The organism is Flavimobilis soli (assembly GCF_002564025.1).
In the GTDB taxonomy this organism is placed as follows: Bacteria; Actinomycetota; Actinomycetes; order Actinomycetales; family Cellulomonadaceae; genus Flavimobilis; species Flavimobilis soli.
Genome location: NZ_PDJH01000001.1, coordinates 2,587,192 through 2,609,548 on the forward strand (window position 1 = coordinate 2,587,192; position 22,357 = coordinate 2,609,548).

Sequence of the window (22,357 nt, forward strand, 5' to 3'; positions counted from 1 at the left end):
GGACGCCACGCCGTTGGGCTCGCTGAGCCAGGCGGCACCCGTCCCCGCCGGGACGAAGGGCTGCACGTCGTGCGGCTCGCGCGACCTGACCCGCGTCTCGCTCCGCCTCACGGACGGCACCGAGGTCGTGTTCGTGTCCTGCCACGACTGCGAGTCGCGCGGCTGGGTCGACACCGAGGGAGACCCGGTCCCCGACGAGTTCGTCCACGCGCGCTCGGGCCGCAAGTCCTGAACGTCAGCCGCCCGACCGTGACGCGCCCCGCTGCGGCTAGGGTTGTCGGGTGAGCAGCGCGCCCAGAGACCTCGCCTCCGTCGTCACCGCGTACGACGTCCGCGGCCACGTACCCGGACAGCTCGACGCCTCCGTCGCCGCCGCGCTCGGCGCGGCGTTCGCCCAGACCGTCGTCCTCCCCGAGGCCCCTGCAGGCGAGAAGCCGCGCGTCGTCGTCGGGCACGACATGCGTCGCTCGGGCCCCGAGCTCGCCGACGCGTACGCGGCGGCGCTCACGGCGGCAGGGATCGACGTCGAGATCATCGGCCCGTGCTCGACGGACATGCTGTATCACGCGTCCGGCGTGCAGGGCGTCCCCGGCACGATGGTCACCGCGAGCCGGGAAGCCCTCGACCTCAACGGCTTCAAGCTGTGCCGCGCGGGCGCACGTCCCGTCGGCAAGGGGAGCGGGCTCGAGGAGGTCCAGGCAGCCGCCGAGGCCGTGCTCGCCGGCGCCCCCGCGCCGGCAGCAGACCTCCCGGGCGCGGTCACGCGGGGCAGCAACCTCGCTGCGTACGCGACCTTCCTGCGTGAGCTCGTCGACCTCGAGCACGTGCGGCCGCTGCGGGTCGTCGTCGACGCCGGGCACGGCATGGCAGGCCTGACGGTCCCGGCCGTGCTCGGTCGCGCCGCCGACCTGCCGCGGCTGCCGATCAAGGTGCTGCCGCTGCGCCTCGAGCACGACGGCGACCCCGCCCGCCCCGTGAACGACCCGTCCGGCGAGGGTGGTCTCGCCGCGCTGAGCGACGAGGTCGTCGCGGAGGGCGCCGACGTCGGCCTCGCGTTCGACGCCGACGCGGACCGCGTGATCGTCGTCGACGAGAACGGCGTCCCCGTGAGCGCGTCCGCGCTGACCGCTCTCATCGGGCTGCGGCTCGTCGCGCGCGAGAGCACCGGGCGCCGGGCGGCGACCGTCATCCACGACCTCGTGACCTCGCGCGTCGTCCCCGACCTCGTGTCCGCCACGGGCGCGACCGCCGTCCGCACGCGCGTCGGCCACTCGTACGTCAAGGCCGAGATGGCCGCCCACGACGCGGTGTTCGGCGGGGAGCACTCCGCGCACTACTACTTCCGCGACTTCTTCTTCGCCGACACGGGCATGCTCGCCGCCCTGCACGTGCTCGCCGCGCTCGGCAGCCAGCCGCACCCGATGTCCGCGCTCGCCGAGATGTACGAGCCGTACAGCGCCGACGCGACCGACCTGCCGATGACGCCCGAGGAGATGGCGCGGGCGACCGAGCGCGTCGTCGAGGCGTACGTGCACCAGCGCGGCGCAGGCGACGTCGAGGTCGACGAGCTCGACGGCCTCACCGTCTCCCACTGGGGCTCGATGCCGCAGTGGTGGTTCAACCTCAGGCCTGCGAACACCGAGCCCGTGCTCCGGTTCGTGGTCGAGGCGGCCGACGAGGACATGCTGACCAAGGTGCGCGACGACGTGCTGACGCTCCTGCGCGCGCAGGACTGACCGGAGGAACCATGAACCAGCCCAACACCCCCGCACCGCTCTCCGTCGAGCCCTGGGTGCGCGACATCCTTCGCTGCCCCGTCACCGGCGCGACGCTCGTCGACGGCGTCGGACCGGGCGGCGAGCCCGAGCTGCACTCGACGGACCCCGAGCGGCCGCTCGCCTACCCCGTGCGCGATGGCATCCCGGTCCTGCTCGAGGACGACGCCCGCCCGCTGTGAGCCGTACGCCGCCCGCAGGATGCGGGCGGCGGAACCGACGCGCGCGCAGCGTCATCACAGCCCTACACTGATCCGCGCCCGAGCAGCAGCCGGGCGACCGGAGGAGACAGTCGGGGAGGCGCCGTGGCGCACGGTGGAGGAAACAAGGCGATCCTGGCGGCGCTGGCCGCCAACCTGGGGATCGCCGTGACGAAGTTCGTGGCGTACCTGCTCACGCACTCGTCGTCGATGCTCGCCGAGTCCGTGCACTCGCTCGCCGACTCGGGCAACCAGCTGCTCCTCCTCGTGGGCGGCAAGCGCGCCCGCCGCGAGGCGACCCCTGAGCACCCCTTCGGTTACGGTCGGGCTCGCTACCTGTACGCCTTCCTCGTCTCGATCATCCTGTTCTCGCTCGGCGGCCTGTTCGCTCTCTACGAGGCGTACCACAAGTGGCACGACCCGCACCCGATCGAGTCGTGGCACTGGGTGCCGGTCGTCGTCCTCGTCGCGGCGATCGCCATGGAGGGCTTCTCCTTCCGGACGGCCGTCCACGAGGCCGACCCGCTGCGCGGCTCGCGCTCGTGGTGGCAGTTCATCCGCACCGCGAAGGCGCCCGAGCTGCCGGTCGTCCTTCTCGAGGACTTCGGTGCGCTCGTCGGCCTCGTCCTCGCGCTCGGCGGCGTCAGCATGACCCTCGTGACGGGCAACGGGCTGTGGGACGCCGCAGGCACCGCGTCCATCGGGGTGCTGCTCATCGTCATCGCGGTCGTGCTCGCCCTCGAGATCAAGTCGCTCCTGATCGGCGAGGCTGCCTCGCCCGAGCACGTCGCCTCGGTGCGCACGGCGCTCGTCGGCGAGGGGGTCGTGTCGGTCATCCACCTGCGCACGATGCACCTCGGCCCGGAGGAGATCCTCGTGGCCGCGAAGATCGAGGTCGACGCCGCCGAGACGGCGGCTGAGGTCGCACAGGCGATCGACGCCGCCGAGATCCGTGTCCGGCACGCGCTGCCCGGGATCGAGGCGACGATCTATCTGGAGCCTGACCTGCGCAGGTCCGTCGGAGTGTGACGGCGACGCCGGATCTCGCGTTGCCGATGCCCGCCCGGCGGCTCATGGTGGAGGCATGGCCTTCTCCCCGCGCCCGAGCGCTCCACCCGTCGGTCCACCGGTCGATGGGGCTTGCATGGAAGCCCTCGCACAGCCTCGCAACCTGACCGCCCGACGTCGTGCACGGAGGCTCGGCGCCCTGGGGGTCGCCGCCGTCATGGCGGTCGGCACGCTCGCCGTCGCGCCCTCCGCGAGCGCGGCGCCGGCCGCCGTCGCGACCGCGGCGCCGACCGTGCTCGCGGCACGCGCCGCGTCGACCGTCACCCTCTCGGTGAGCCACGGCAAGGTCCGCAAGAACGAGGCGGTCTGGGTCGCGGGCAAGGTCAAGGTCGGCGGCAAGGTCGCGGCGAAGCGCAAGGTCACCATCCAGACGCGCAAGCCTGGCGGCACCTGGACCTCCGTCGGGGAGGTCCGGACCAAGGGGAACGGGAAGTTCTCGACGTCGCTGCGCGTCACGAGCAAGGTCGAGGTCCGGGCACGCGTCGGCGCGACGACCAGCGGGGCAGCGGCTGCGAGCGCGGCGCGGACCGTCGCGACGACCTCAGGCGACCGCACCCTCGCGAACCGGAAGGCCTCGCTCGCTGCCCGGGCGGGCGCGTACAAGGGCAAGGCCGTCACGCTCACCAAGAAGCAGCGCAGCGCGACCCGCCTCGACGGTCTGGCCGCCGCCCGGTACCGGTCGGTCGCGAAGGGCCTGCTCGTCGAGACCACGACCCGCAGCAAGGGCAAGAAGACGGTCCGCACGTGGCTCGTGAGCGGCAAGATCCTCAAGGCGTACAAGGCCGCCGGCGGTCCGAAGGGTACGTATGGCGTGCCCGTCGGCGACGCCCGGTGCGGTCTGCCGGCGGACGGTTGCGTCCAGCGGTTCTCGCGCGGTGTCCTCTACTCGTCGTCGGCCAAGGCGAAGGCGACGGGCACGAGAACCCTCGGGGCGCGTGGCGAGGTGTTCGCTGCGGCTCGCTCTCAGCTCGGCTACAAGAAGCGCACCCCGAACCCCGAGGTCCAGTCGACCAAGTTCAACAGGTGGATGGGCTCCTCGAAGCCGTGGTGCTCGTTCTTCGTGTCGTGGTCGTTCGCCGCGAGCGGTCACCGGAGCTCCGTCCCCCAGGAGAAGAGCTTCGCGAAGTTCCGCGCCGAGGTGCGCCGCACGATGAAGACCGGCAAGAGCCCCAAGGTCGGCGCCCTCGCCTTCCTCGACACGCGCCCGCCCGTCGGTGACAACCACGTGGCGATCGTGGTCGCCCGGTCCGGCAAGAACATCACGATCGTCGAGGGCAACATGGGCTCCGGCTGGGGCAACCGCGGCGTGATCACGCGGACGATCCCGGCGCGCAGCGCCGTCTTCTACGCCTACCCGAACTACTGAGCCAGCCACCCGCTCGACCGAGACACGATTGCGAGACCATGCTGACCCTGAGGACCCGAGCCCGTCAGGCCCTGCTCGCCGCTGCGTGCACCGTCGCCGTCGCCGCCCCTGCCTCCGCCGCACCGCAGCCTGCGGCCCCCACGGCCGTCGCCTCGACCGTCACGACCGTCGTCTCCTCGCTCGCGACGGCACAGGCGGTCCCCGCGGCCCCGCTCGCCGCCAAGAAGGCGACGAAGGTGACCTTCAACGTGAGCGACACCAAGGTGCGCAAGGGTGAACGGATCTGGTTCGCCGGGCGTGTGACAGCATCCCCGAAGTCGGGGCGCAAGGTCGTGATCGAGCGGCGCAAGGCGGGCGGCTCCTGGAAGTCGTACACGACCACGAAGACGCGCTCCAACGGCAAGTTCAGGGGCACCGTCCGGCCGACGGCGGTCTACGAGTACCGCGCACGCGTGACGGCGAAGGGAGCCTCGCCAGCCGCGACCAGCGCCACCCGCAAGGTCGCCTTCAGCACGGGTAAGCGCAACCTGACCCAGCGCGCACAGATGATCGGGTCAGCCCGCCTCGGCAAGGCGACGACGAAGGTGAAGGTCCTCTCGGCGAAGCAGCGCAAGGCGACCAAGGTCAAGGGCGCGACGACGATCAAGCACCAGCGGTTCGCCAAGGGCCTCCTCGTGTCCGTCACGAAGAGCGGCTCCACCAGGACCTGGCTCGTGACGGGCAAGATCCTCAAGAAGTACCTCGCCGCCGGCGGTCCCACGGGCAAGCTCGGTGTCCCGGTCGTCGACGCCAAGTGCGGTCTGATCGAGAGCGGCTGCGTCCAGCGATTCTCCCGCGGCACGATCTACTCGAGCTCCTGGAAGTCGAAGGCGTCGTGGACGCCCGTCACCGGCAGCAAGGGCGAGGTCATCGCCGCCGCCCGCTCGCAGGTCGGCTTCCGGTACCGCTATGCCACACCCGGCGTCCAGCACACGAAGTACAACTCGTGGATGGGCTCGACCCGCGCGTGGTGCAGCTTCTTCCAGTCGTGGGCCTCGGCCGCGTCGGGGAACGGCTCGACGATCCCCAAGGCCAACAGCTTCCAGAAGTTCCGGTCCCAGGTCGGCAAGACGATGAAGACCGGCAAGACGCCGAAGGTCGGCGCGCTCGTGTTCTTCAACACCGTCCCGCCGGCGGGCACGCCGACGCACGTCGGGCTCGTCATCTCCGTCTCCGCCAGCACGATCACCGTCGTCGACGGGAACACCGTCGGGCCGCTGCCCGCGGGGTACCGTGGCGTCCTCGAGCGGACGTGGCCGCGCAGCCGCGCGCTGTACTACGCGTACCCGTCCTACTGACGGGACTCCGGCACGGGCACACGGTCGACGTCCCGCCTCACCAGCAAGCCCGCCAGCGGGGGCTCGACGAGCCAGCGCGTCAGCCACACCATGGGCCGGGAGGCCAGGACGACGGTGATCGCGATCGAGGCGGCGACGATCGCGGCGGTGTGCCACGGGGTCGTCCAGGACTCGCCCCAACCGTGGTAGCGCACGCCCCACAGCGGGAACGTGTGCAAGAGATAGACGTACATGGTGCGTTCGCCGATGGCGGTCCATGCGCGGCGTCCACGGGGCGTCAGGGCGAGGATCGCGGCCGTCCCGGCGGCTCCCATGATGAGGGCGGCGCAGCGGACCGCCATGCCCACGGGAGCGGACAGGTCGCGCTCCGCGTAGCTGGCGTTGAAGAGGAAGAAGCTGAGCCGCGCCAGGGGTCCCGCGAGACTCACGACCGCCAGACCGCCCGCGAGGACCGCCCATGCCATGCCCCTCGCCAGGCGGGTGCGCAAGAAGTCCAGAGCGCCCGGGCGTAGGACCAGGCCCGCGACGAAGAACGGCGCGAACGACAGGAGCCGGGCGATCGTCAGCTTCGAGTCGAGCGCGACGATCAAGGGAGCGAGGATCGAGATGGCGAGCGTCGTCACGAGCGGGAAACGCAGCGACTGGAAGACGGGGACGAGCAGCCGCCACATCGCGAGCGCGAGCAGGAACCACAAGGACCACGTCGGCGTCAGCAGGTCGACGCTGAACTCTGCGTCGAGAGTCACCGTTCGCAGCACCCGGTGGATGATCTGGAAGAGGACGTACGGGAGCAGGAGCGTCGTGACGATCCTCGCGGCCTGGCGCGGCGCGCCTCGATACGTCCGGGCCAGCATCCCGCACACGAAGATGAACGCCGGCATGTGGAACGAGTAGATCCACACGGTCACGGCGTGCGCCGTCGTGGAGTCGATCGGCTCGAGTGCGTGCCCGACCACGACGAGCGTGATGAGGATCGCGCGGACGTTGTCGAGGTAGGGGTCGCGCTGGGGCGGTGTCGGTTCCGGGGAGGTCACGGACCGACGCTAACAAGGTCCTACCCGTGCGGCGCGATGGGGGGCGGGGCGTGACGACCTCGTGAAGCGGCCCGGCGGATGGGGCTGGTCGAGGGGTGTGCCGGTATCCTGCTGACCGTGGCTGAATCCCGAATCACGAGGCCGGAAGGCCGGATCGTCGCGGTGCTCGTCGCCTACAACCGGCGCGACCTGCTGATCGCGGCGCTCGACGCCCTTCAGGCGCAGGACCGCCCGCTCGACGGGATCCTCGTGATCAACAACGCGTCGACCGACGACACGGAGCAGGTCGCGCAGGACCACCCCGCGAACCCGACGGTCATCACGCTCGACCGGAACGAGGGCGGCGCAGGCGGCTTCGCGGCCGGCCTCGCCCACGCGGTCGCCTCGATGGACGCCGACGGCGTGTGGCTCATGGACGACGACACGATCCCGACGCCGAGCGCGCTGCGCGAGCTGCTCGCCGCGTGGCGCGACCACGACGGCCCCGTCGACGTCGCAGGCAGCCGCGTCGTATGGACGGACGGCCGCGACCACCCCATGAACACCCCGCGCCCGCGCCCGCGCGCCTCGGCGCGGCAGCGCGCCGCAGCCCGCGCGGTCGGCGCGGTCCCCGTGCGGTCGACGTCGTTCGTCTCGATGCTCGTGAGCGCCGACGCCGTCCGGACGCACGGTCTGCCCGTCGCCGACTACTTCATCTGGAACGACGACTTCGAGTACTCGTGCCGGATCCTCAAGGACGGGACGGGCCTGCACGTGCCCGCGAGCGTCGTCGAGCACCGCACCAAGACCTTCGGCGCGACCGACGCCGACCCGGGCGCGCGCTTCTACTTCGAGGTCCGCAACAAGATCTGGATGCTCACGCGGTCGACCGCGCTCACAGGCCCGGAGCGCGTCCTCTACACGGGCGCGACCCTGCGTCGCTGGTACCGGACGTTCCGCGGTTCGCAGGACCGCGCGACCCTCTGGGACGCGGCGCGCCGCGGCCTGCTCGACGGCGTGCGCCGCCGCCCGCGCGACACCACGACGGTCATGGCTGGGCTGAGCGTCACGGACGACGTGCGCGCCCTCGACCGGTCGGCGCGATGAGCGCCCCCCACCTTCCGTTCTCGCTGCTCCTCCCGGTCTACCGCGGCGACCACGCCGCCTTCCTCCGGCGCGCGTTCGAGTCGGCGACGGTCGAGCAGACGCGTCGCCCCGACGAGGTCGTGCTCGTGCAGGACGGTCCCGTCGGTGAGGAGATCGCCGCGGAGATCGCGCGGATCGAGGCGTCCGACGTCGTGCCCGTCAACGTGCTGCGGCTCCCGGAGAACGTCGGCCTCGCGCGCGCGCTCGAGGCGGGCCTCGCCGTCTGCCGGCACGAGGTCGTCGCTCGCGCCGACGCCGACGACGTCTCCCTGCCCGACCGTTTCGAGCGCCAGCTCCCCGTCATCGAGGCGGGCGCCGACCTCGTCGGCTCGGCCCTCGTCGAGTTCGAGGAGGACGAGGACGTGCTCGGCGAGACCCGCGTCCTGCCCACGGAGCCGGACGCGATCGCGCGCTACGCACGCATCGCCGACCCGTTCAACCATCCGACCGTCGTCTACCGGCGGGCCGCGGTGCGGGCGGCCGGCGGCTACCAGGACCTGCACCTCATGGAGGACTACCTCCTGTTCTCGCGGATGATCGCGGGCGGCGCGAAGGTCGCCAACCTGGCCGAGCCGCTCGTGAAGTACCGCGTCGGCGCGGGGGCCTACGCGCGCCGCGGGGGGCGCGCGCTCCTGGCCTCCGAGATCGCCCTGCAGCGCGCGATGCGCACCGAGGGCTTCACGACAAGGCTGCAGTTCGTCAGGAACGTCGTTGTGCGCGGCGGGTACCGGCTGGTACCCGAGCCCGTGCGGCGGGCGGGATACCGGGCGCTCGTCGTCCGCAAGGGCGCGAGCCGGAGGAGCGGACGATGAAGGCAGACCTGGTAGTCGTCGGAGCGGGGCTGTTCGGCCTCACCGTCGCGGAGCGGATGGCGTCCGAGGGGCGCGACGTCGTCGTGATCGACCGGCGCTCGCACATCGGCGGCAACGCCTACTCGGAGATCGAGCCGACGACGGGCATCGAGGTGCACCGCTACGGCGCGCACCTCTTCCACACGTCGAACGAGCGCGTGTGGGAGTACGTCAACCGGTTCACGACGTTCACCGACTACGTGCACCACGTGTACACGACGCACCGCGGCGAGGTGTACCCGATGCCGATCAACCTCGGCACGGTCAACCAGTTCTTCCGCTCGGCGATGGGTCCGCAGGCCGCGCGCGAGCTGATCGCGGAGCAGGCCGCCGAGCTCGGCGGTCGCGAGCCGCAGAACCTCGACGAGAAGGGCGTGTCCCTCATCGGACGGCCGCTCTACGAGGCGTTCATCCGCAGCTACACCGCCAAGCAGTGGCAGACGGACCCGACCGAGCTGCCGGCGTCCGTGATCGCCCGCCTCCCGGTGCGCTTCACGTACGACAACCGCTACTTCAACGACACGTACGAGGGCCTGCCGACCGGCGGGTACACGGCGTGGCTCGAGCGGATGGCCGACCACCCGCGCATCGACGTCCGCCTCGCCACCGACTTCTTCGACGGCTCGCACGAGCTGTCGAAGAGCGCCGTCGTCGGCCAGGTCCCCGTCGTCTACACGGGCCCCGTCGACCGGTACTTCGACTACGCCGAGGGCGACCTGTCGTGGCGCACCCTCGACTTCGAGGAGGAGGTGCTCCCGGTCGGCGACTTCCAGGGCACCTCGGTCATGAACTACGCCGACGCGGACGTGCCGTACACGCGCATCCACGAGTTCCGGCACTTCCACCCCGAGCGCGACTACCCGCAGGACAAGACCGTGATCATGCGCGAGTTCTCCCGCTTTGCGGGCCGCGACGACGAGCCGTACTACCCGGTCAACACCGCCTCTGACCGCGAGCGGCTCCTCGCGTACCGGGAGCTGATGCGCGGCGAGGACCAGGTCTTCTTCGGCGGTCGCCTCGGCACGTACAAGTATCTCGACATGCACATGGCGATCGGCTCGGCGCTGGTCATGGTCGACCAGCACCTCACGACCTCGGGGGTGGCCCGGTGAGCAAGCCCGTCTTCGGGTCGCGGCACGTCCGTGCCCTGCAGCGCTGGGCGATGGGCAAGGCCCGCCGCTCCCGGTTCTTCCCTGTCACTATCCCAGACCGGCTGGGCGACGACGACCGGCTCGCCGGCGTCACGCTCCCGCACTCGGTCATGGTGTTCTTCCCGGACACCCAGGAGAGCCTGTACCAGATCCGCCCCTGGCTGCGCGCGTTCGAGGCGCTCGACGCCGAGGAGCGCACCGTCGTCGTGTGCCAGGACTCGCGCACCGCGCAGCGTCTCCGCGAGGAGTCGACGCTCGATGTCATCACGGTCGCCCGCTACGGCCGCATGGACGACCTCCTGTCGCGCGGCAACCTCCGGCTCGCGCTGTACGTCAACCACTCGCCGCGGAACTTCGAGAACCTCCGGTTCACGTCGCTGACGCACGTCTACCTCGGTCACGGCGACAGCGACAAGGGCGTGAGCGCGTCCAACCAGGTCAAGGCCTACGACTTCTGCTTCGTCGCCGGACAGGCCGCGGTCGACCGCCTCGCGCTGCACGTGCCGCGGTACGACGCCGAGGCGCGGTGCGTCGTCATCGGCCAGCCGCAGCTCGACTCCAGCGGGCTGCTCACGCTTCCGCCACGGCCCGAGAGCGGGCGCACGACCGTCCTGTACGCGCCGACGTGGGAGGGCGCTCAGCCGTCCGTCGCCTACAGCTCGGTCGTCTCCCACGGCCGGGCGCTCGTGCGCGCGCTGCTCGACGACGGCTCCTTCGACGTCATCTACCGCCCGCACCCGCTCACCGGCGTCACGTCGGGGGAGTACGCCGCCGCCGACGCGGAGATCCGCGCGATGGTGACGGACGCGCCCGGCGCGCACCGCGTCGACACGGGTCCTGACCTCCACGAGGCCTTCGCCGCCGCCGACCTACTGGTGTGCGACGTCTCGGGCGTCGCGCTCAGCTGGCTCCCCACGGGGCGTCCGCTCGTCGTCACCGAGACCGACGCCGCGCCCGCGACGGCCGGCGACTCGCTGACGCGCGGGGCCGAGCGGCTCACCGCCTCCGAAGCAGCGGGGCTGCCCGGCCGGGTACGGTCCCTGCTCGCGGACGCTGGGTACGATGACCGGATGCGAGCGCTCCGCGACCACTACTTCCTGACGACCGAGCACGGTGGCGCGACGCGCAACTTCGTCGCTGAGTGCCGGGTGCTCGTCAGCGTGGCGGCCGACGGCCGGACGGACGTCGCTGGGGGAGCGAACGAGTGACGGGCGCGCTCGGGCGGTTGGTCCGCGCTGCGCGGGGTCGCGCGCGCGGACGCCGAGGTGAGGACGGTCTCGTGTCCGTCGTCATCCCCGTGTACAACGTCGCCCCGTATCTCGCCGAGTGCCTCGACAGCCTGCTCGCGCAGACGCAGAAGAAGCTCGAGGTCGTCCTCGTCGACGACGGCTCGACCGACGGATCGAGCGAGATCGCACGCCGCTACGCCCGCGAGCACGCGAACATCCGCTACCACCGCCAGGCCAACCAGGGACTGAGCGCCGCGCGCAACGCCGGCGCCCGGCAGGCGCGCGGGGAGTACCTCGCGTTCTTCGACTCGGACGACTTCATGGACCCGGCGATGTACCGGACGATGGTCCGAAGGCTCGAGGAGACGGGCTCGGACTTCGCCGTCTGCGGCTACGAGCGGTTCGTCGGAGGGCGCTTCGTTCCGCCCGGCAACTGGATCGTCGACGCCCACGAGCATCGGCGGGACGCGACGGACAGCACGGCCTCCCCGGACCTGCTCGTGAGCGTCATCGCCGTCAACAAGGTCTTCCGCCGCGAGTTCTGGGACAAGCACCGCGTCGCGTTCCCCCTGGGGCGCTTCTACGAGGACCAGGTCGTCGCCATGAAGGTGTACGCGCTCGCCTCCTCGTTCGACGTCCTCCCGCAGCGCTTCGTGAAGTGGCGGGCACGCGAGGAGGGCGGGTCCATCACGCAGCACGTGCTCGACCCGACGGACCTGGCGCACCAGGTCGCGGCCTGGGACGACGCGATCGCGCTCGCGGAGAGCCTCGGCCGCGAGGACCTCGCGCGGGCTCGGCGTCAGCAGCTGCTGCGCAACGACATCCCACGGATCCTGTCTGAAGAGTCCAAGGCTCCCGACGACGCCTACCTCGACGCTGTCGCGGCGGTCGCCGAGCGCTACCTCGACGACCTGGGCCCGGAGGGCTGGAGCGCCGTCCGCATCCAGCACCGGCTCATCCTCAAGGTGCTCCTCGACTCGCGCGCGAGCTACCGCTCGTACGTCGAGACGATGGGGTTCGGCATCTCGACCGTCCCGATCCTGCCGACCCCGGGCGGTCTTCCGCAGGCCGACCTCGACCGGCTCGCTCGTGAGCTCCTCCCGATCGACCTCGAGGACGCGGCGATCTCGCCGAGCCAGGCACGTCCCGTCGTCCGCGTGTCGCAGATCGTGCGCCGTGGCACGGCCTTCGAGCTTCGCGGGTGGGCCTACCTCGCGAACTTCGACACCGTCGTCTACCCGACCGCGCTCACGCTCCGGCTCGTCCAGGACGGCTCCGGCGCGGTGCTCCCGCTCGCCCACGAGGCGGTCGAGGCGCCCGAGGCGAACCTTCACGCCCGCTCCGCGTCGTGCGACTTCCGCCGTTCCGGCTTCGTCGCGACCGTCGACCTGGCCGAGGTGCCGGGCGAGGGCATCTGGCGGGTCGAGGCCGACGTCGCGCAGGGAGGCCTCGAGCGCACGGCGCGGGCGCACCTCGTCAATCGCCACGACGACGCCCTCCCGTCCTCGGTCAACGCCCACGACCGCAGGTTCACCCTCGTCAGCCACCCCCACGACGGGATCGCGCTCGAGGTGACACAGCGCCGCGTCGTCCCCGTACGGATCGAGCAGGCTCCCTGCCGCGTCGCGTTCCCCACGGCTGGCACGGCGCGGCCGCTCGCATTCACCGACCTGGCGACAGGGACCACGATCGTGAGCGAACCGGTCGAGGCGCCCGGCGGGACCCGCTACGTCGAGGCGCCTGCGCCAGCCGCGTTCGCTCGCCCCGACACGGGACCGAAGGACATCGAGGTCCGCTTCGTCGCGGACGACGGCACGCCAGCAGGGCCGGTCGCGTGGCCTGTGGAGGCCCCGGTCGTCCCTGCCGCCCACGACGTCGCGGTGCTGCGCCCGTCGAAGCGCGGCAACGTCAAGCTCGTCCTCCAGGACCGGTGCTTCGAGGTCGACGCGATCGACCTTGATGGCAGCACGCTCGTCCTGGGCGGCGTCGCCGTCCTCGCCCCGCGCGGAGCACGCTGGACGGTGCGTCTCGAGGGAGAGGGGCACGAGTCGCACGTCCACGTGTCCGTGCCTTCCCCCGGGGCGCTCGAGGTCCGCGTACCGGTGGAGAATGGCGGGGGCGCCCACGCTGCAGTCCCGCTGCCCGCCGGGCGGTACGACGTCCACGTCTTCGACCAGGACGGGGCCGTGGTTCCCGTGCGGCTCGCGCCGTGGCGCGCCGAGCCCGTCGAGGACCGCCACGGCACGGCAGACTGGGGTCTGCGGGTGCTGCGAGTGCGGTCCAGCGTGACTTTCACGGTCGAGGCACCGAAGGCCGAGGGGGCCGGGTGAGCTCGGGGGGAATGCGCGTGCAGGAGCGCGACCGGCAGGTTGCCGACGCAGGGCGGCACAGCCGCCCGATAGCGAGAAGTGTGTGATGACAGATGACTGACGTAGTGACGACCGGCTCGGGCGAGCCCTCGGACTGGGAGGACCTCTCCCCGTCCGAGGCCGCCGAGAAGTACGGGCTGAAGCAGATGGGCGTGCGCCCGCCGCTGGTGGACTACGTCCGCTCGCTGTGGGCGCGCAGGTCCTTCATCGCCGTCCTCGCACGGGCGCGCTCCGAGTCGGAGAACCAGGGCACCTATCTCGGTCAGCTGTGGAACGTCCTCAACCCGGTGATGAACGCGACCGTCTACGTGCTCATCTTCGGCATCCTGCTCAACACCCAGCGCGGCATGGACAACGTCGTCGGCTTCATCGTCGTCGGGACGTTCATGTACCGCTTCTTCAGCGACTCGGTGACCGTGTCCGCGAAGTCGATCCCGAAGAACATGTCGCTCGTGCGCTCCCTGCACTTCCCGCGCGCCGTCCTGCCCGTCTCCTCCGTCCTCTCAGAGCTTGCGACGCTCGCACCCGCGATGGGGGTCATGGCGGGTTTCGTCTGGGTGTCCGACCGGTTCATGGCGCACACCGACGGCACCCCCAGCTGGCGCTGGCTCCTGATCATCCCTGCGACCGCGCTGCTCTACGTGTTCAGCACGGGGGCAGGCCTGGTGCTCGCCCGCTGGGGAGCTGGGTCGCCCGACATCCTCAACACGCTGCCGTTCGTGCTGCGGCTGGGGATGTACGCGTCGGGCGTCATCTTCAGCATCGACCACTACGTCCAGTCGGAGATCCTGTCCGCGATCATGAGCTACCAACCTGTCGCCGTGTACCTGAACCTGTCGCGGCAGGCGATGCTCGTGGAGACGAGCTACCCGCTGGACGGGACGTACTGGATCCTGGGCGCAGCCTGGGCCTTGGCCGCGTTCGTCATCGGGTTCCTGCACTTCTGGCGAGGCGAGGCGAGGTATGGACGTGACTGAAGAAGAGTTCGACGTCGAGGTCGACGCAGAGGATCTTCCCGACGCGCCGCAGGCGCCAGCAGCCCTCGGGACCCCGTCCGTCATCGTCGACAACCTGCACGTGACCTATCGCGTCGTCGGTACCCGCGGGAAGCCGAAGACCGTCCGGCGCGGCAACAAGCTCCAGCGCGGGGTACGGAGAGTTCTCCGCGGCACGGGCGCCGCGACCGAGGTCAAGGCCGTGCGCGGAGTCTCTTTCGTCGCCCGTCACGGTGAGTCGATCGGGATCATCGGTACCAACGGGTCTGGCAAGTCGACGCTCCTACAGGCGCTCGCCGGCCTCATCCCGCCGAGCGAGGGATCGGTGTACATCTCGGGTACGCCGTCGCTCCTCGGCGTGAGCGCCGTCCTCATGAAGAAGCTCTCGGGCGCGCGCAACATCATGATCGGCGGTCTCGCCCTCGGGCTCACGAAGCAGCAGGTCGAGGAGCGCTTCGACGAGATCGTCGAGTTCGCTGACATCGGCGACTTCGTGCACCTGCCCATGACGACCTACTCCGCTGGCATGGCCGCCCGCCTCCGCTTCGCGATCTCGACGGCAGCGGTCCCTGACGTCCTCATGATCGACGAGGCGCTCGCCACCGGTGACGCCGGCTTCCGTGAGCGCAGCCGCGTCCGCGTCGAGGAGATCCGCCAGGGCGCTGGCACCGTGTTCGTCGTCAGCCACTCGCTCGCGTCCATCCAGGCGATGTGCGAACGGGTGATCTGGATCGACAAGGGCGTGGTCCGGATGGACGGCCCCGCCGACGAGGTCGCCGCCGAGTACCGCACGTACGTCCGGGCGCTGCGCGCGGAGCGCGCTCGCATCCGCGCCGCAAGGAAGAGGAACGTTGCCTGAGCAGACCCGAGCCACAGCCGCGTGGGAGGCCTTCGTCAACGCAGGTGGCCGCGCGATCGTCCTCAACCTCCTCGCGTTCACCGCCGGCGCCCTCGCCCTGACGGGGCACGACGGGTGGGCGCTCGCCGTCGCTTCGGCATCCCTTGTCGGAGGGATGATGTTCGCTGGCGTACCGCGAGCCTTCGCAGTGTCCGGGCCGGGGTGGGGCATCCGGGCGACTCAGCCTCTCGGGGCCTACCAGCTCTCGAGGAGCCTCGTCGCGCTGAGCCTGGTGGCGCTTGCGGGGGACACCGGCTCGGTGGGCGCTGTCGTCGTCGGTGCAGCCTTCATGGGACTGGTGATCCTCGAGGGCCTGGTGCGCAAGATCCTCGGTGTCTGGGTCCCGCGCTCCTGGAACGCCTCGTGGAGCACGAGTCGTCCCGGCCCGAGCTTCTCGCCAGCGTGGGTCTCGGTCGCGAACACTCTCGGACTCGTCGCGGGAGCGTTCCTCGTGGCGCTCGCGCCCTCACCCTGGTGGGGCCTGGTCCCCGCCGCGCTCGCCTTCGTCCCGTCCGTGCTGCAGGTGCGTGATGCTCTCCAAGAGCGCACAGCCAAGCGCCGGTTCAGCGCGACCTTGACGCGAGAGCTGACGGCGTACGCGCCGCGCTTCGTCCTCTACTGGGAGGCCGAGCCCGAGACCGGGTACCAGATCGGCATGTGGCTGCCCTACCTCGAGCGCCTCGGCGAGCCGTTCGTCGTGATCCTGAGGCACCACCGCAACCTTGCCGACGTCGCTCGGTTCACGTCGGCGCCGGTCGTCGTGTGCCCCGCGATGAACGACCTCGACGACGTCGTCGTACCGAGCCTGACGACCGCGTTCTACGTCAACAACTCGATCAGGAACGCGCACTTCGTCCGGTACCCGCACCTGCGTCATGTCCAGCTCAACCACGGCGACAGCGACAAGGCGCCGAGCTTCAACCCCGTCATGCGCATGTACGACGTCAACTTCGTCGCCGGCCAGGCCGCCGTCGAGCGGTTCGCCGCCAACAAGATCGCGGTCCGTGACGACTTCTTCGAGATCGTCGGTCGCCCGCAGGTCGCCGACGTCCAGGGGCCGCGTGAGCACGACGGGCCAGCCACGGTGCTCTACGCCCCGACGTGGGCCGGGTTCATGGCGGACTCGAACTACTCTTCGCTGCCGCACGGCCCCGAGATCGTCGCCGCGCTGCTCGCGGCGGGCTGCACGGTCGTCTTCCGCCCGCACCCGCACACGCAGAAGTCCCCGCAGCTCGCTGCCGCACGTGACCGCATCTACGCGATGCTCGAGGCCGACGCCGCGGCGACGGGGCGCCAGCACGTGCTGCGTGAGCGAGCCGAGCGCGAGCTCAGCCTCGTCGAGTGCTTCAACATGTCGGACGCGCTGGTCTCGGACGTCTCGAGCGTCGTGCCCGACTTCCTGTACTCCGGGAAGCCGTTCGCTCTCGTCGCGGTCCGGGCGACGCTCGAGCAGTTCGCGGCTGACAACCCCATCTCGACCGCCGCGTACGTGATCGACGAGAAGATGACCAACCTTGAGGAGCAGGTCCGCCTCATGCTCGGCGACGATCCCCTCGCCCCCGAGCGTGAGCGAGTGCGCGAGCACTACCTCGGCAGCTTCCCCGGGCGCGAGTACGAGCAGGTCTTCATCGACGCCGCGCGCGCCCAGCTCCAACCGAAGTAAGGGCCCCCGCTCGACCTCGGCCGGGGGACTGCCGACGCAGGCCCAGGCGCCCCACGACGACGGAGCTTGAGAAGGCGTCCTGGACCCCGTAGCTCAGAGCTCGGCGCGCAGAGCCGCCACGAACGTGTCCGCGTAGCCCTCGCGCGGCAGGTCGCCGAGGTAGTAGACGCGAAGCTCCTCCCGGCGGGCTCGGTGCGGGTCTTCACCGAGCATCACCTCGAGCGCGTGCCGCACCGCGCCGTCCTGCGCAGGCTTGACGAGGTAGCCGCCTTCGGCGGCCGGGAACACCTCGGCGGCACCGTCGTCGGCCGACATGTCGGTGATCGCGTACGGCTTGCCCGAGAAGAGGTACTCGCCTATCACGCTCGAGACGTCGGCGACCATGGCGTCCGACATGTTGAAGCACTCGGAGATCGGGCAGCTCTCGACGGCGTCGCCGGTGCGGTGCTCGCGCCCGGAGCGCGCGGTGTCCGCGGCGAGCAGCGCGACGACGTCGTCGACCGCGCGCGCGAGGTTGCGGTCGTTGCGGGCGTAAGGGTGCGGTCGGAAGACGACGTCGCAGTCGGCGTCGAGGAGCTGCTGCACGATCGAGACGCCGTGCCGCAGCGACGAGTAGTGCGAGTCCGCGTGGAACCCGAGCCACGTCGGCGCGTAGAGGACGACGGGACGGCGCCCCTCGCGGTCGGCGCGCGCCTCGGCGACGTCCTCGACCTGGGGACGGCCGACGATGCGGAAGAAGTCGTCCTGGACGGTGATGCCCGCGTTGGCGAAGCGATCGACCGCGGCCTGCCCGGCGACGAAGTTGCGGTCGTAGAGCCGGAACGCCGGGTTGTGGCTCGGGATCTTGTCGCTGTCGCCGTGGTTGAGCTGGACGTGACGCAGGTGCGCATAGCGCACGAGGTGCTGGTTCGACGTCGCGGTGTTCACGTAGACCGCGGTCGTGAGCGCCGGGACGAGCAGCTTGTCGAGGTGGGCGAGGGCAGGGAGGACGATCACGGGAGCGGTCGCGCCGGCGACGTCGCGGAAGTTCTGCGCGTTGCGCAGGACGATCACGTACGGGACGCCGACCCTGTCGAGGTACGGCAGCCACGTATGCACCTGGTAACCGGTGCCCACAGGACCTTCCCAGTGCAGGACGAACCGGGGGCCCAGCGCTGCGAGCATCGCCGGGATGCGGGCCTCGAAGACGCCGCGACGGCGGATGCGCAGCGCCGCGTCGACGCCGACCAGGCTCACCGTGGCGAGTGCGGCCCCCGCGGCGACGTACGAGAGGAGGCCGACCTCCCCGTCGAGCAGGTCGACGTGCGTCGCGGCGAGGGCGAGGGTCGTCACCGTGAACGCCCACGACGGGTCGGCCGCCGGCCAGTTGCGGATCCGCCCCTGACCGTCGTCGAGGTTGAGCGCGTACGGGACGGCGCGGTCGACGGCGACGCGGACCGGAGGTTCTAGCAATAGAGCAACGAGGAGCGCGGCCAGCGTGAGGGCGGTGGCGACGTCCCAGCCGTGGTGAGACGCGACGACCGCCGCGACCGCGACCGCGATCAGCCGGGTGGCGATGAACGTGCCGGTCGCCGAGCCCTCGTTGCCGACGTCGCGGTCGCCGCCCCGGAGCATCGCGACGACGAGCCGACGCAGGAGCACGAGCGGGAGGAGGAGACCGACGGCCGCCGCCGCCGGCACCCAGCTCGCGTCGGGCCAGCGCGCCGCCGCGAGCAGGACGGCTCCGAGCACGAGCGAGGTGCCGACGGCGCGGACCCCGAGCGTCAGGACATGACGACGGCCGGTCGTGAGCCGGTCACCCCAGCTACGTTCCTCGTCGTCTGCGATCCACATCGCCTTGCGGTCAGTCGGTCGCGAGCTCGGAGAGCTCGCGCTCGGTAGCGTCGAGCGCCGAGGCGATCGCGCCGCCGGTGTCAGCAGGCTGGCCCTCGCGACGGACGTCGATGACGAGACCGGTCGCGTCCGAGACGATGACGTCGAGCGACGTCTCCGCGACGGCGACGGCGGAGAGCAGCGTGCCCTCCGGCTCCTGGCCGAAGGCCTGGGTGCGCATCGGCGTGGCGGTGCGCTCCGGGTTGATGACGTTGACCTTGATGCCGTCGCCGGCCCACTCCTCCGAGAGCGCCTGCGTGAGGTTCACGACCGCGGCCTTCGTCGAGGAGTACAGCGCGTAGTTCTCGCGGCCGCGGGTGTAGGACGACGACGTGAAGTAGAGAAGGTGCCCCTTCGACTTCTGCAGGTACGGGAAGGCGGCCTTGGCGACGTTGACGGGCGCGAGGTAGTTCACGCCGATCGTCTCGTCGATCTGCTCCTCGCTCGTCTCGTTGAGACGGCCGACGCGCAGCACCCCGGCGGTGAGGATGACGGCGTCGATCGAGCCGTGCTCCTCGGCCGTCTTGCGGAAGGCCTCGGCGATCGCGACCGGGTCCTGCACGTGCAGGCCGGTCGTGGAACGCCCGTGCGCGACGACGGTCGCGCCCGCGTCCTCGGCGATGCGGGCGATCTCCGCGCCGATGCCGTAGGAACCGCCGAGCACGACGACGACCTTGTCGCGCAGCAGCTCGGCGCGCTTCGAAGCGTCGAGGTGGTGCGGTCCCTGCGATGCGAGCTGGAACAGCTTGTCCGCGATGAAGAGGTCGACGGGGTGCGTGACCTTGAGGTTGTGCTCCGACCCCGAGACGGTCTTGATCGGGACGTCGGGAAGGTACTTGAGGACGACGCCGCAGTCGTCTGTGGCGGCGAAGTACGGGTCCTCGACGGCCTTCGCGTACGCGTCGCGCAGCACGGAGAGCTTGAACGCCTGCGGGGTCTGGCCACGGCGCAGGAGCGCTCGGTCGGGGATGGAGGTGATGATCTCGTCGGAGTTGACCTCGACGATCGTGTCTGCGGAGGGGATGACGACGTCGACGGCCCCGAAGCCGTCGAGCGCGTGCACGCACTCCTCGATGATCCGCTCGTCGAGGAGCGGCCGGACGGCGTCGTGCAGGATGACCTTGCACTCGTCGTCGGGGAGGGCGTCGAGGACGCGGCGCGTCGTCTCGTTGCGCGTCGAGCCACCCTCGAGGATGCGGGTCAGCTTGTCGAACTTGCTGCCCAGGAGCGTCGCGACGTGCTCGGACCAGCCCGGGGTGATCATGACGATCACCTCGTCGACGACAGGACTGTCGTTGAGCGCGGTGACGGTGTGCTCGAGGATCGTCTTCCCGGCGATCTTGACCATCTGCTTGGGAACCTTCAAGCCGAGCCGGGTCCCGACTCCACCGGCAAGGATGACTCCTACGGTCCGCACCTGGTGCTCCTTCGTCGTGTTGCGTCGACGGCTGCGGGTGTGCCCACAGGCCTGGTCGATCCTATCGGTTGGCTGACCGGCGGGCCGGTCAGAGCGTCCCCGCCGCGCGGGCGACGGCGCGGGCGCGGTCGTCGGCACGCGCTGCGAGGTCGGCGATCGCCTGCCGGAAGGTGGCGTGCGCATCCTCCGGGTGGTCGCCGAGGAGCTGGCCGCGCAGGGCGGCGCGAACGCCAGCGAGCTCGTCGACGCCGCGGGCGAGCGCGTCGAGGAGCGCCTCGACGTCCGCCGCGGTGGTGACGACGGCGCCGCCTGCGGCGGACGGGAACTCCTCGACGAAGCGCTCCCGGCCGACGCCGCGCGGATCGGCGACCGCGTACGGCCGGTCGGTCGCGAGGAAGTCGGACAGGACGCTCGAGACGTCGGTGAGCAGCATGGTCGCCTCAGCCATGCACGCGCTCATGCTCACGCCCCAGGAGCGCTGCAGGGCGACGTGCGTGCGCGCGTCCAGGCCGGCGAACCAGGCCTCGTCACGTGCACGGAGCGCGTCGGCGACGGCGACGGCCGAGAGACCGGGCGTCGTGTCGAGGGCCGGGGGAGCTGGGACGGCGTCGCCGAGGAGCCGGACGATCTCGCGGTTCGCTGCGGCGACCGAGGCCAGGCGACGCCCGGTGAACGGGTGCGGCCGGTAGATGACGCGAACGGGCAGGCCGGACTCGACGACGCGGCGTACGAGCGGGAGGCCGACCGTCTCGAGCGAGCAGTAGTTCTGGTCCTCGTTCCAGCCCTCCCACGTCGGGGCGTACAGGAGGGTGGGCACGGCGGCCTCGCGCGGCGGGGCGGCGGCCAGGTCCGCGACCTGCGGTCGGCCGACCTCGCGGACGCGGGCGTCGTCGATCCCGATCATCGCCCGGCGGTACCGCTCGCGGCCGGCGGGGCCGGCGACCCAGATCTCGTCGTACACGCGCGAGTAGGGGTTGAACGAGGCGCTCTTGTCGCTGTCGCCGTGGCCGATGAAGACTGACTTGATGTGCGGCTCACGCAGGAGGTGGATGTTCTTGCCGACGTTGGTCGGGTAGAGCGCGACCCGCAGCGTGGGCAGGCCGAGGTTCATGAGCGTCGTCGCGTCCGGGACGCACACGACGGGGAGCGACGTCGGCCCGAGCGCCGCGAACACGTTGCGCTCGCGCATGATGACGACGGCGTCGGGGGCCGTCCGCTCGAGCGTCTCGAGCCACATGTTCGCCTGGTACACCGACGCCACGTCGCCCGAGAAGTAGAGCGCGGTGCGCGGGGCTCGGGCATCGATCGCGGCGCGCACCTGCGGCAGGAGCGACTGCGAGGTGCGAGAGCCGCCGATCGCCCGGAGGTCGAGGACCGCGAGGACGCTGCGGAGCGTTGCGAACGCCGCGGCTCCGACGGCGACGAGCGCCGCCCACCACGGCTGCGCGGGCAGCAGCACGACGGCGATGATCACGAGGGCCTCGCACAGCACCTTCCAGCGTCCTGCGGACGGCCACCTGACCGGCGCAGGGGCGGCCGCGGGGACGTCGAGGTTGCGCACGGCGATCGCGGGGGTGTTGCGACGGCGGACTACCCGGGCCAGCCGGGTCCCGGCCAGGCGCAGCACGAGGACGGCCACGGCGATCAGCGCGGCGGGTACGAGCACGTCGTGGTCCGAGACGGCGCACCACACCAGCAGGAGGGCCGTCCGCAGGGTGTAGAGCGTCGTCGCGCCGAGCGCGGCGCGGGCGAGGGATGCGCTGACGAGCTTGCCGGACCGCGTCGCGCGCATGGTGACCTCGGCGAGCAGGGACACCAGGAGGAGCCAGGGCGCCAGGGAGGTTCCAAGGAGGGCGGCGACGGCTGCAGCGAGGAGCGAGGCGATCATGAGGCCGAGCGCGACGAGGGACTCGGGCGCGGCGGACCTGAGCGCGGCGATGCGAGACAGCATGAGCGGGGAGAGCCTCCGGACGAGGTGGACGTGCGGCGGGTCACTGACGGAGCGGG

General features: G+C 71.2%; 18 protein-coding genes. 14 read left to right on the forward strand and 4 right to left on the reverse strand.

Annotated features, from left to right (window positions below; all coding sequences use genetic code 11):
* Positions 1 to 13 precede the first annotated feature (13 nt).
* The 6 genes from ATL41_RS11680 (at position 14) to ATL41_RS11705 (ending at position 5,746) form a co-directional block, all read left to right on the forward strand.
* Complete coding sequence (locus tag ATL41_RS11680) at positions 14 to 232, forward strand: hypothetical protein (protein WP_098458622.1); 219 nt, start codon at positions 14 to 16, stop codon at positions 230 to 232.
* Positions 233 to 281: 49 nt separating this feature from the next.
* Positions 282 to 1,736 (forward strand): phosphohexomutase domain-containing protein, encoded by a 1,455-nt coding sequence (locus ATL41_RS11685; RefSeq protein WP_098458623.1) that lies wholly within the window; start codon positions 282 to 284, stop codon positions 1,734 to 1,736.
* An 11-nt stretch (positions 1,737 to 1,747) separates the two neighbouring features.
* On the forward strand, positions 1,748 to 1,957 hold the full coding sequence (locus ATL41_RS11690) for a Trm112 family protein (protein WP_098458624.1): 210 nt from the start codon (positions 1,748 to 1,750) through the stop codon (positions 1,955 to 1,957).
* 123 nt (positions 1,958 to 2,080) lie between these two features.
* Positions 2,081 to 3,004: a cation diffusion facilitator family transporter gene (locus tag ATL41_RS11695; protein WP_098458625.1), complete on the forward strand. Its 924-nt coding sequence runs from the start codon at positions 2,081 to 2,083 to the stop codon at positions 3,002 to 3,004.
* Between the two features lie 115 nt (positions 3,005 to 3,119).
* Positions 3,120 to 4,409: a CHAP domain-containing protein gene (locus ATL41_RS11700; protein ID WP_143556622.1), complete on the forward strand. Its 1,290-nt coding sequence runs from the start codon at positions 3,120 to 3,122 to the stop codon at positions 4,407 to 4,409.
* Between the two features lie 38 nt (positions 4,410 to 4,447).
* Positions 4,448 to 5,746: a CHAP domain-containing protein gene (locus ATL41_RS11705; protein WP_098458627.1), complete on the forward strand. Its 1,299-nt coding sequence runs from the start codon at positions 4,448 to 4,450 to the stop codon at positions 5,744 to 5,746.
* On the opposite strand, the gene ATL41_RS11710 is transcribed toward ATL41_RS11705, so the two are convergent.
* Positions 5,740 to 6,780 (reverse strand): acyltransferase family protein, encoded by a 1,041-nt coding sequence (locus ATL41_RS11710; protein WP_098458628.1) that lies wholly within the window; start codon positions 6,778 to 6,780, stop codon positions 5,740 to 5,742. The genes ATL41_RS11705 and ATL41_RS11710 overlap by 7 nt on opposite strands.
* 117 nt (positions 6,781 to 6,897) lie before the next feature.
* Here ATL41_RS11710 and ATL41_RS11715 point away from each other — a divergent pair, with 117 nt between their 5' ends.
* From ATL41_RS11715 to ATL41_RS11750, 8 genes are all read left to right on the forward strand, one after another.
* The gene (locus ATL41_RS11715; RefSeq protein ID WP_245854809.1) at positions 6,898 to 7,866 is read left to right on the forward strand and encodes a glycosyltransferase; all 969 of its coding nucleotides are present in this window, start codon (positions 6,898 to 6,900) and stop codon (positions 7,864 to 7,866) included.
* Positions 7,863 to 8,717 (forward strand): glycosyltransferase, encoded by an 855-nt coding sequence (locus ATL41_RS11720; protein WP_098458630.1) that lies wholly within the window; start codon positions 7,863 to 7,865, stop codon positions 8,715 to 8,717. The genes ATL41_RS11715 and ATL41_RS11720 overlap by 4 nt, the downstream gene beginning before the upstream one ends.
* Positions 8,714 to 9,868, forward strand: coding sequence for a UDP-galactopyranose mutase (glf, locus tag ATL41_RS11725; protein ID WP_098458631.1), 1,155 nt, complete (start codon positions 8,714 to 8,716; stop codon positions 9,866 to 9,868). The genes ATL41_RS11720 and glf overlap by 4 nt, the downstream gene beginning before the upstream one ends.
* Positions 9,865 to 11,115, forward strand: coding sequence for a CDP-glycerol glycerophosphotransferase family protein (locus ATL41_RS11730; RefSeq protein WP_098458632.1), 1,251 nt, complete (start codon positions 9,865 to 9,867; stop codon positions 11,113 to 11,115). The genes glf and ATL41_RS11730 overlap by 4 nt, the downstream gene beginning before the upstream one ends.
* A gap of 71 nt (positions 11,116 to 11,186) precedes the next feature.
* On the forward strand, positions 11,187 to 13,466 hold the full coding sequence (locus ATL41_RS11735; RefSeq protein ID WP_169924562.1) for a glycosyltransferase family 2 protein: 2,280 nt from the start codon (positions 11,187 to 11,189) through the stop codon (positions 13,464 to 13,466).
* A 92-nt stretch (positions 13,467 to 13,558) separates the two neighbouring features.
* The gene (locus ATL41_RS11740) at positions 13,559 to 14,482 is read left to right on the forward strand and encodes an ABC transporter permease (protein WP_098459085.1); all 924 of its coding nucleotides are present in this window, start codon (positions 13,559 to 13,561) and stop codon (positions 14,480 to 14,482) included.
* Complete coding sequence (locus ATL41_RS11745; protein ID WP_425432675.1) at positions 14,475 to 15,359, forward strand: ABC transporter ATP-binding protein; 885 nt, start codon at positions 14,475 to 14,477, stop codon at positions 15,357 to 15,359. Before ATL41_RS11740 ends, ATL41_RS11745 begins: the two co-directional genes overlap by 8 nt.
* Entirely contained in the window at positions 15,352 to 17,061 is a 1,710-nt protein-coding gene (locus ATL41_RS11750) for a CDP-glycerol glycerophosphotransferase family protein (protein WP_098458635.1), read from the forward strand. Before ATL41_RS11745 ends, ATL41_RS11750 begins: the two co-directional genes overlap by 8 nt.
* Before the next feature lie 93 nt (positions 17,062 to 17,154).
* Here the strand turns inward: ATL41_RS11750 and ATL41_RS11755 are convergent, their stop codons facing one another.
* The 3 genes from ATL41_RS11755 to ATL41_RS11765 form a co-directional block, all read right to left on the reverse strand.
* Positions 17,155 to 18,894, reverse strand: coding sequence for a CDP-glycerol glycerophosphotransferase family protein (locus ATL41_RS11755; protein WP_098458636.1), 1,740 nt, complete (start codon positions 18,892 to 18,894; stop codon positions 17,155 to 17,157).
* A 10-nt stretch (positions 18,895 to 18,904) separates the two neighbouring features.
* A complete protein-coding gene (locus tag ATL41_RS11760) occupies positions 18,905 to 20,350 on the reverse strand; it encodes a bifunctional cytidylyltransferase/SDR family oxidoreductase (RefSeq protein WP_245854811.1) in 1,446 nt (481 codons plus the stop codon).
* An 88-nt stretch (positions 20,351 to 20,438) separates the two neighbouring features.
* Positions 20,439 to 22,301, reverse strand: a complete 1,863-nt coding sequence (locus ATL41_RS11765; RefSeq protein ID WP_098458638.1) for a hypothetical protein — start codon at positions 22,299 to 22,301, stop codon at positions 20,439 to 20,441.
* Positions 22,302 to 22,357: the final 56 nt, after the last annotated feature.

Bases quoted from the DNA above. Each gene is read 5' to 3' on its own strand.
- ATL41_RS11690 (WP_098458624.1), top strand. From the start codon at position 1,748: ATGAACCAGCCCAACACCCCCGCACCGCTCTCCGTCGAGCCCTGGGTG.
- ATL41_RS11700 (WP_143556622.1), top strand. From the start codon at position 3,120: ATGGAAGCCCTCGCACAGCCTCGCAACCTGACCGCCCGACGTCGTGCA.
- ATL41_RS11705 (WP_098458627.1), top strand. From the start codon at position 4,448: ATGCTGACCCTGAGGACCCGAGCCCGTCAGGCCCTGCTCGCCGCTGCG.
- ATL41_RS11720 (WP_098458630.1), top strand. From the start codon at position 7,863: ATGAGCGCCCCCCACCTTCCGTTCTCGCTGCTCCTCCCGGTCTACCGC.
- glf (WP_098458631.1), top strand. From the start codon at position 8,714: ATGAAGGCAGACCTGGTAGTCGTCGGAGCGGGGCTGTTCGGCCTCACC.
- ATL41_RS11740 (WP_098459085.1), top strand. From the start codon at position 13,559: ATGACTGACGTAGTGACGACCGGCTCGGGCGAGCCCTCGGACTGGGAG.
- ATL41_RS11755 (WP_098458636.1), bottom strand. From the start codon at position 18,894: ATGTGGATCGCAGACGACGAGGAACGTAGCTGGGGTGACCGGCTCACG.
- ATL41_RS11765 (WP_098458638.1), bottom strand. From the start codon at position 22,301: ATGCTGTCTCGCATCGCCGCGCTCAGGTCCGCCGCGCCCGAGTCCCTC.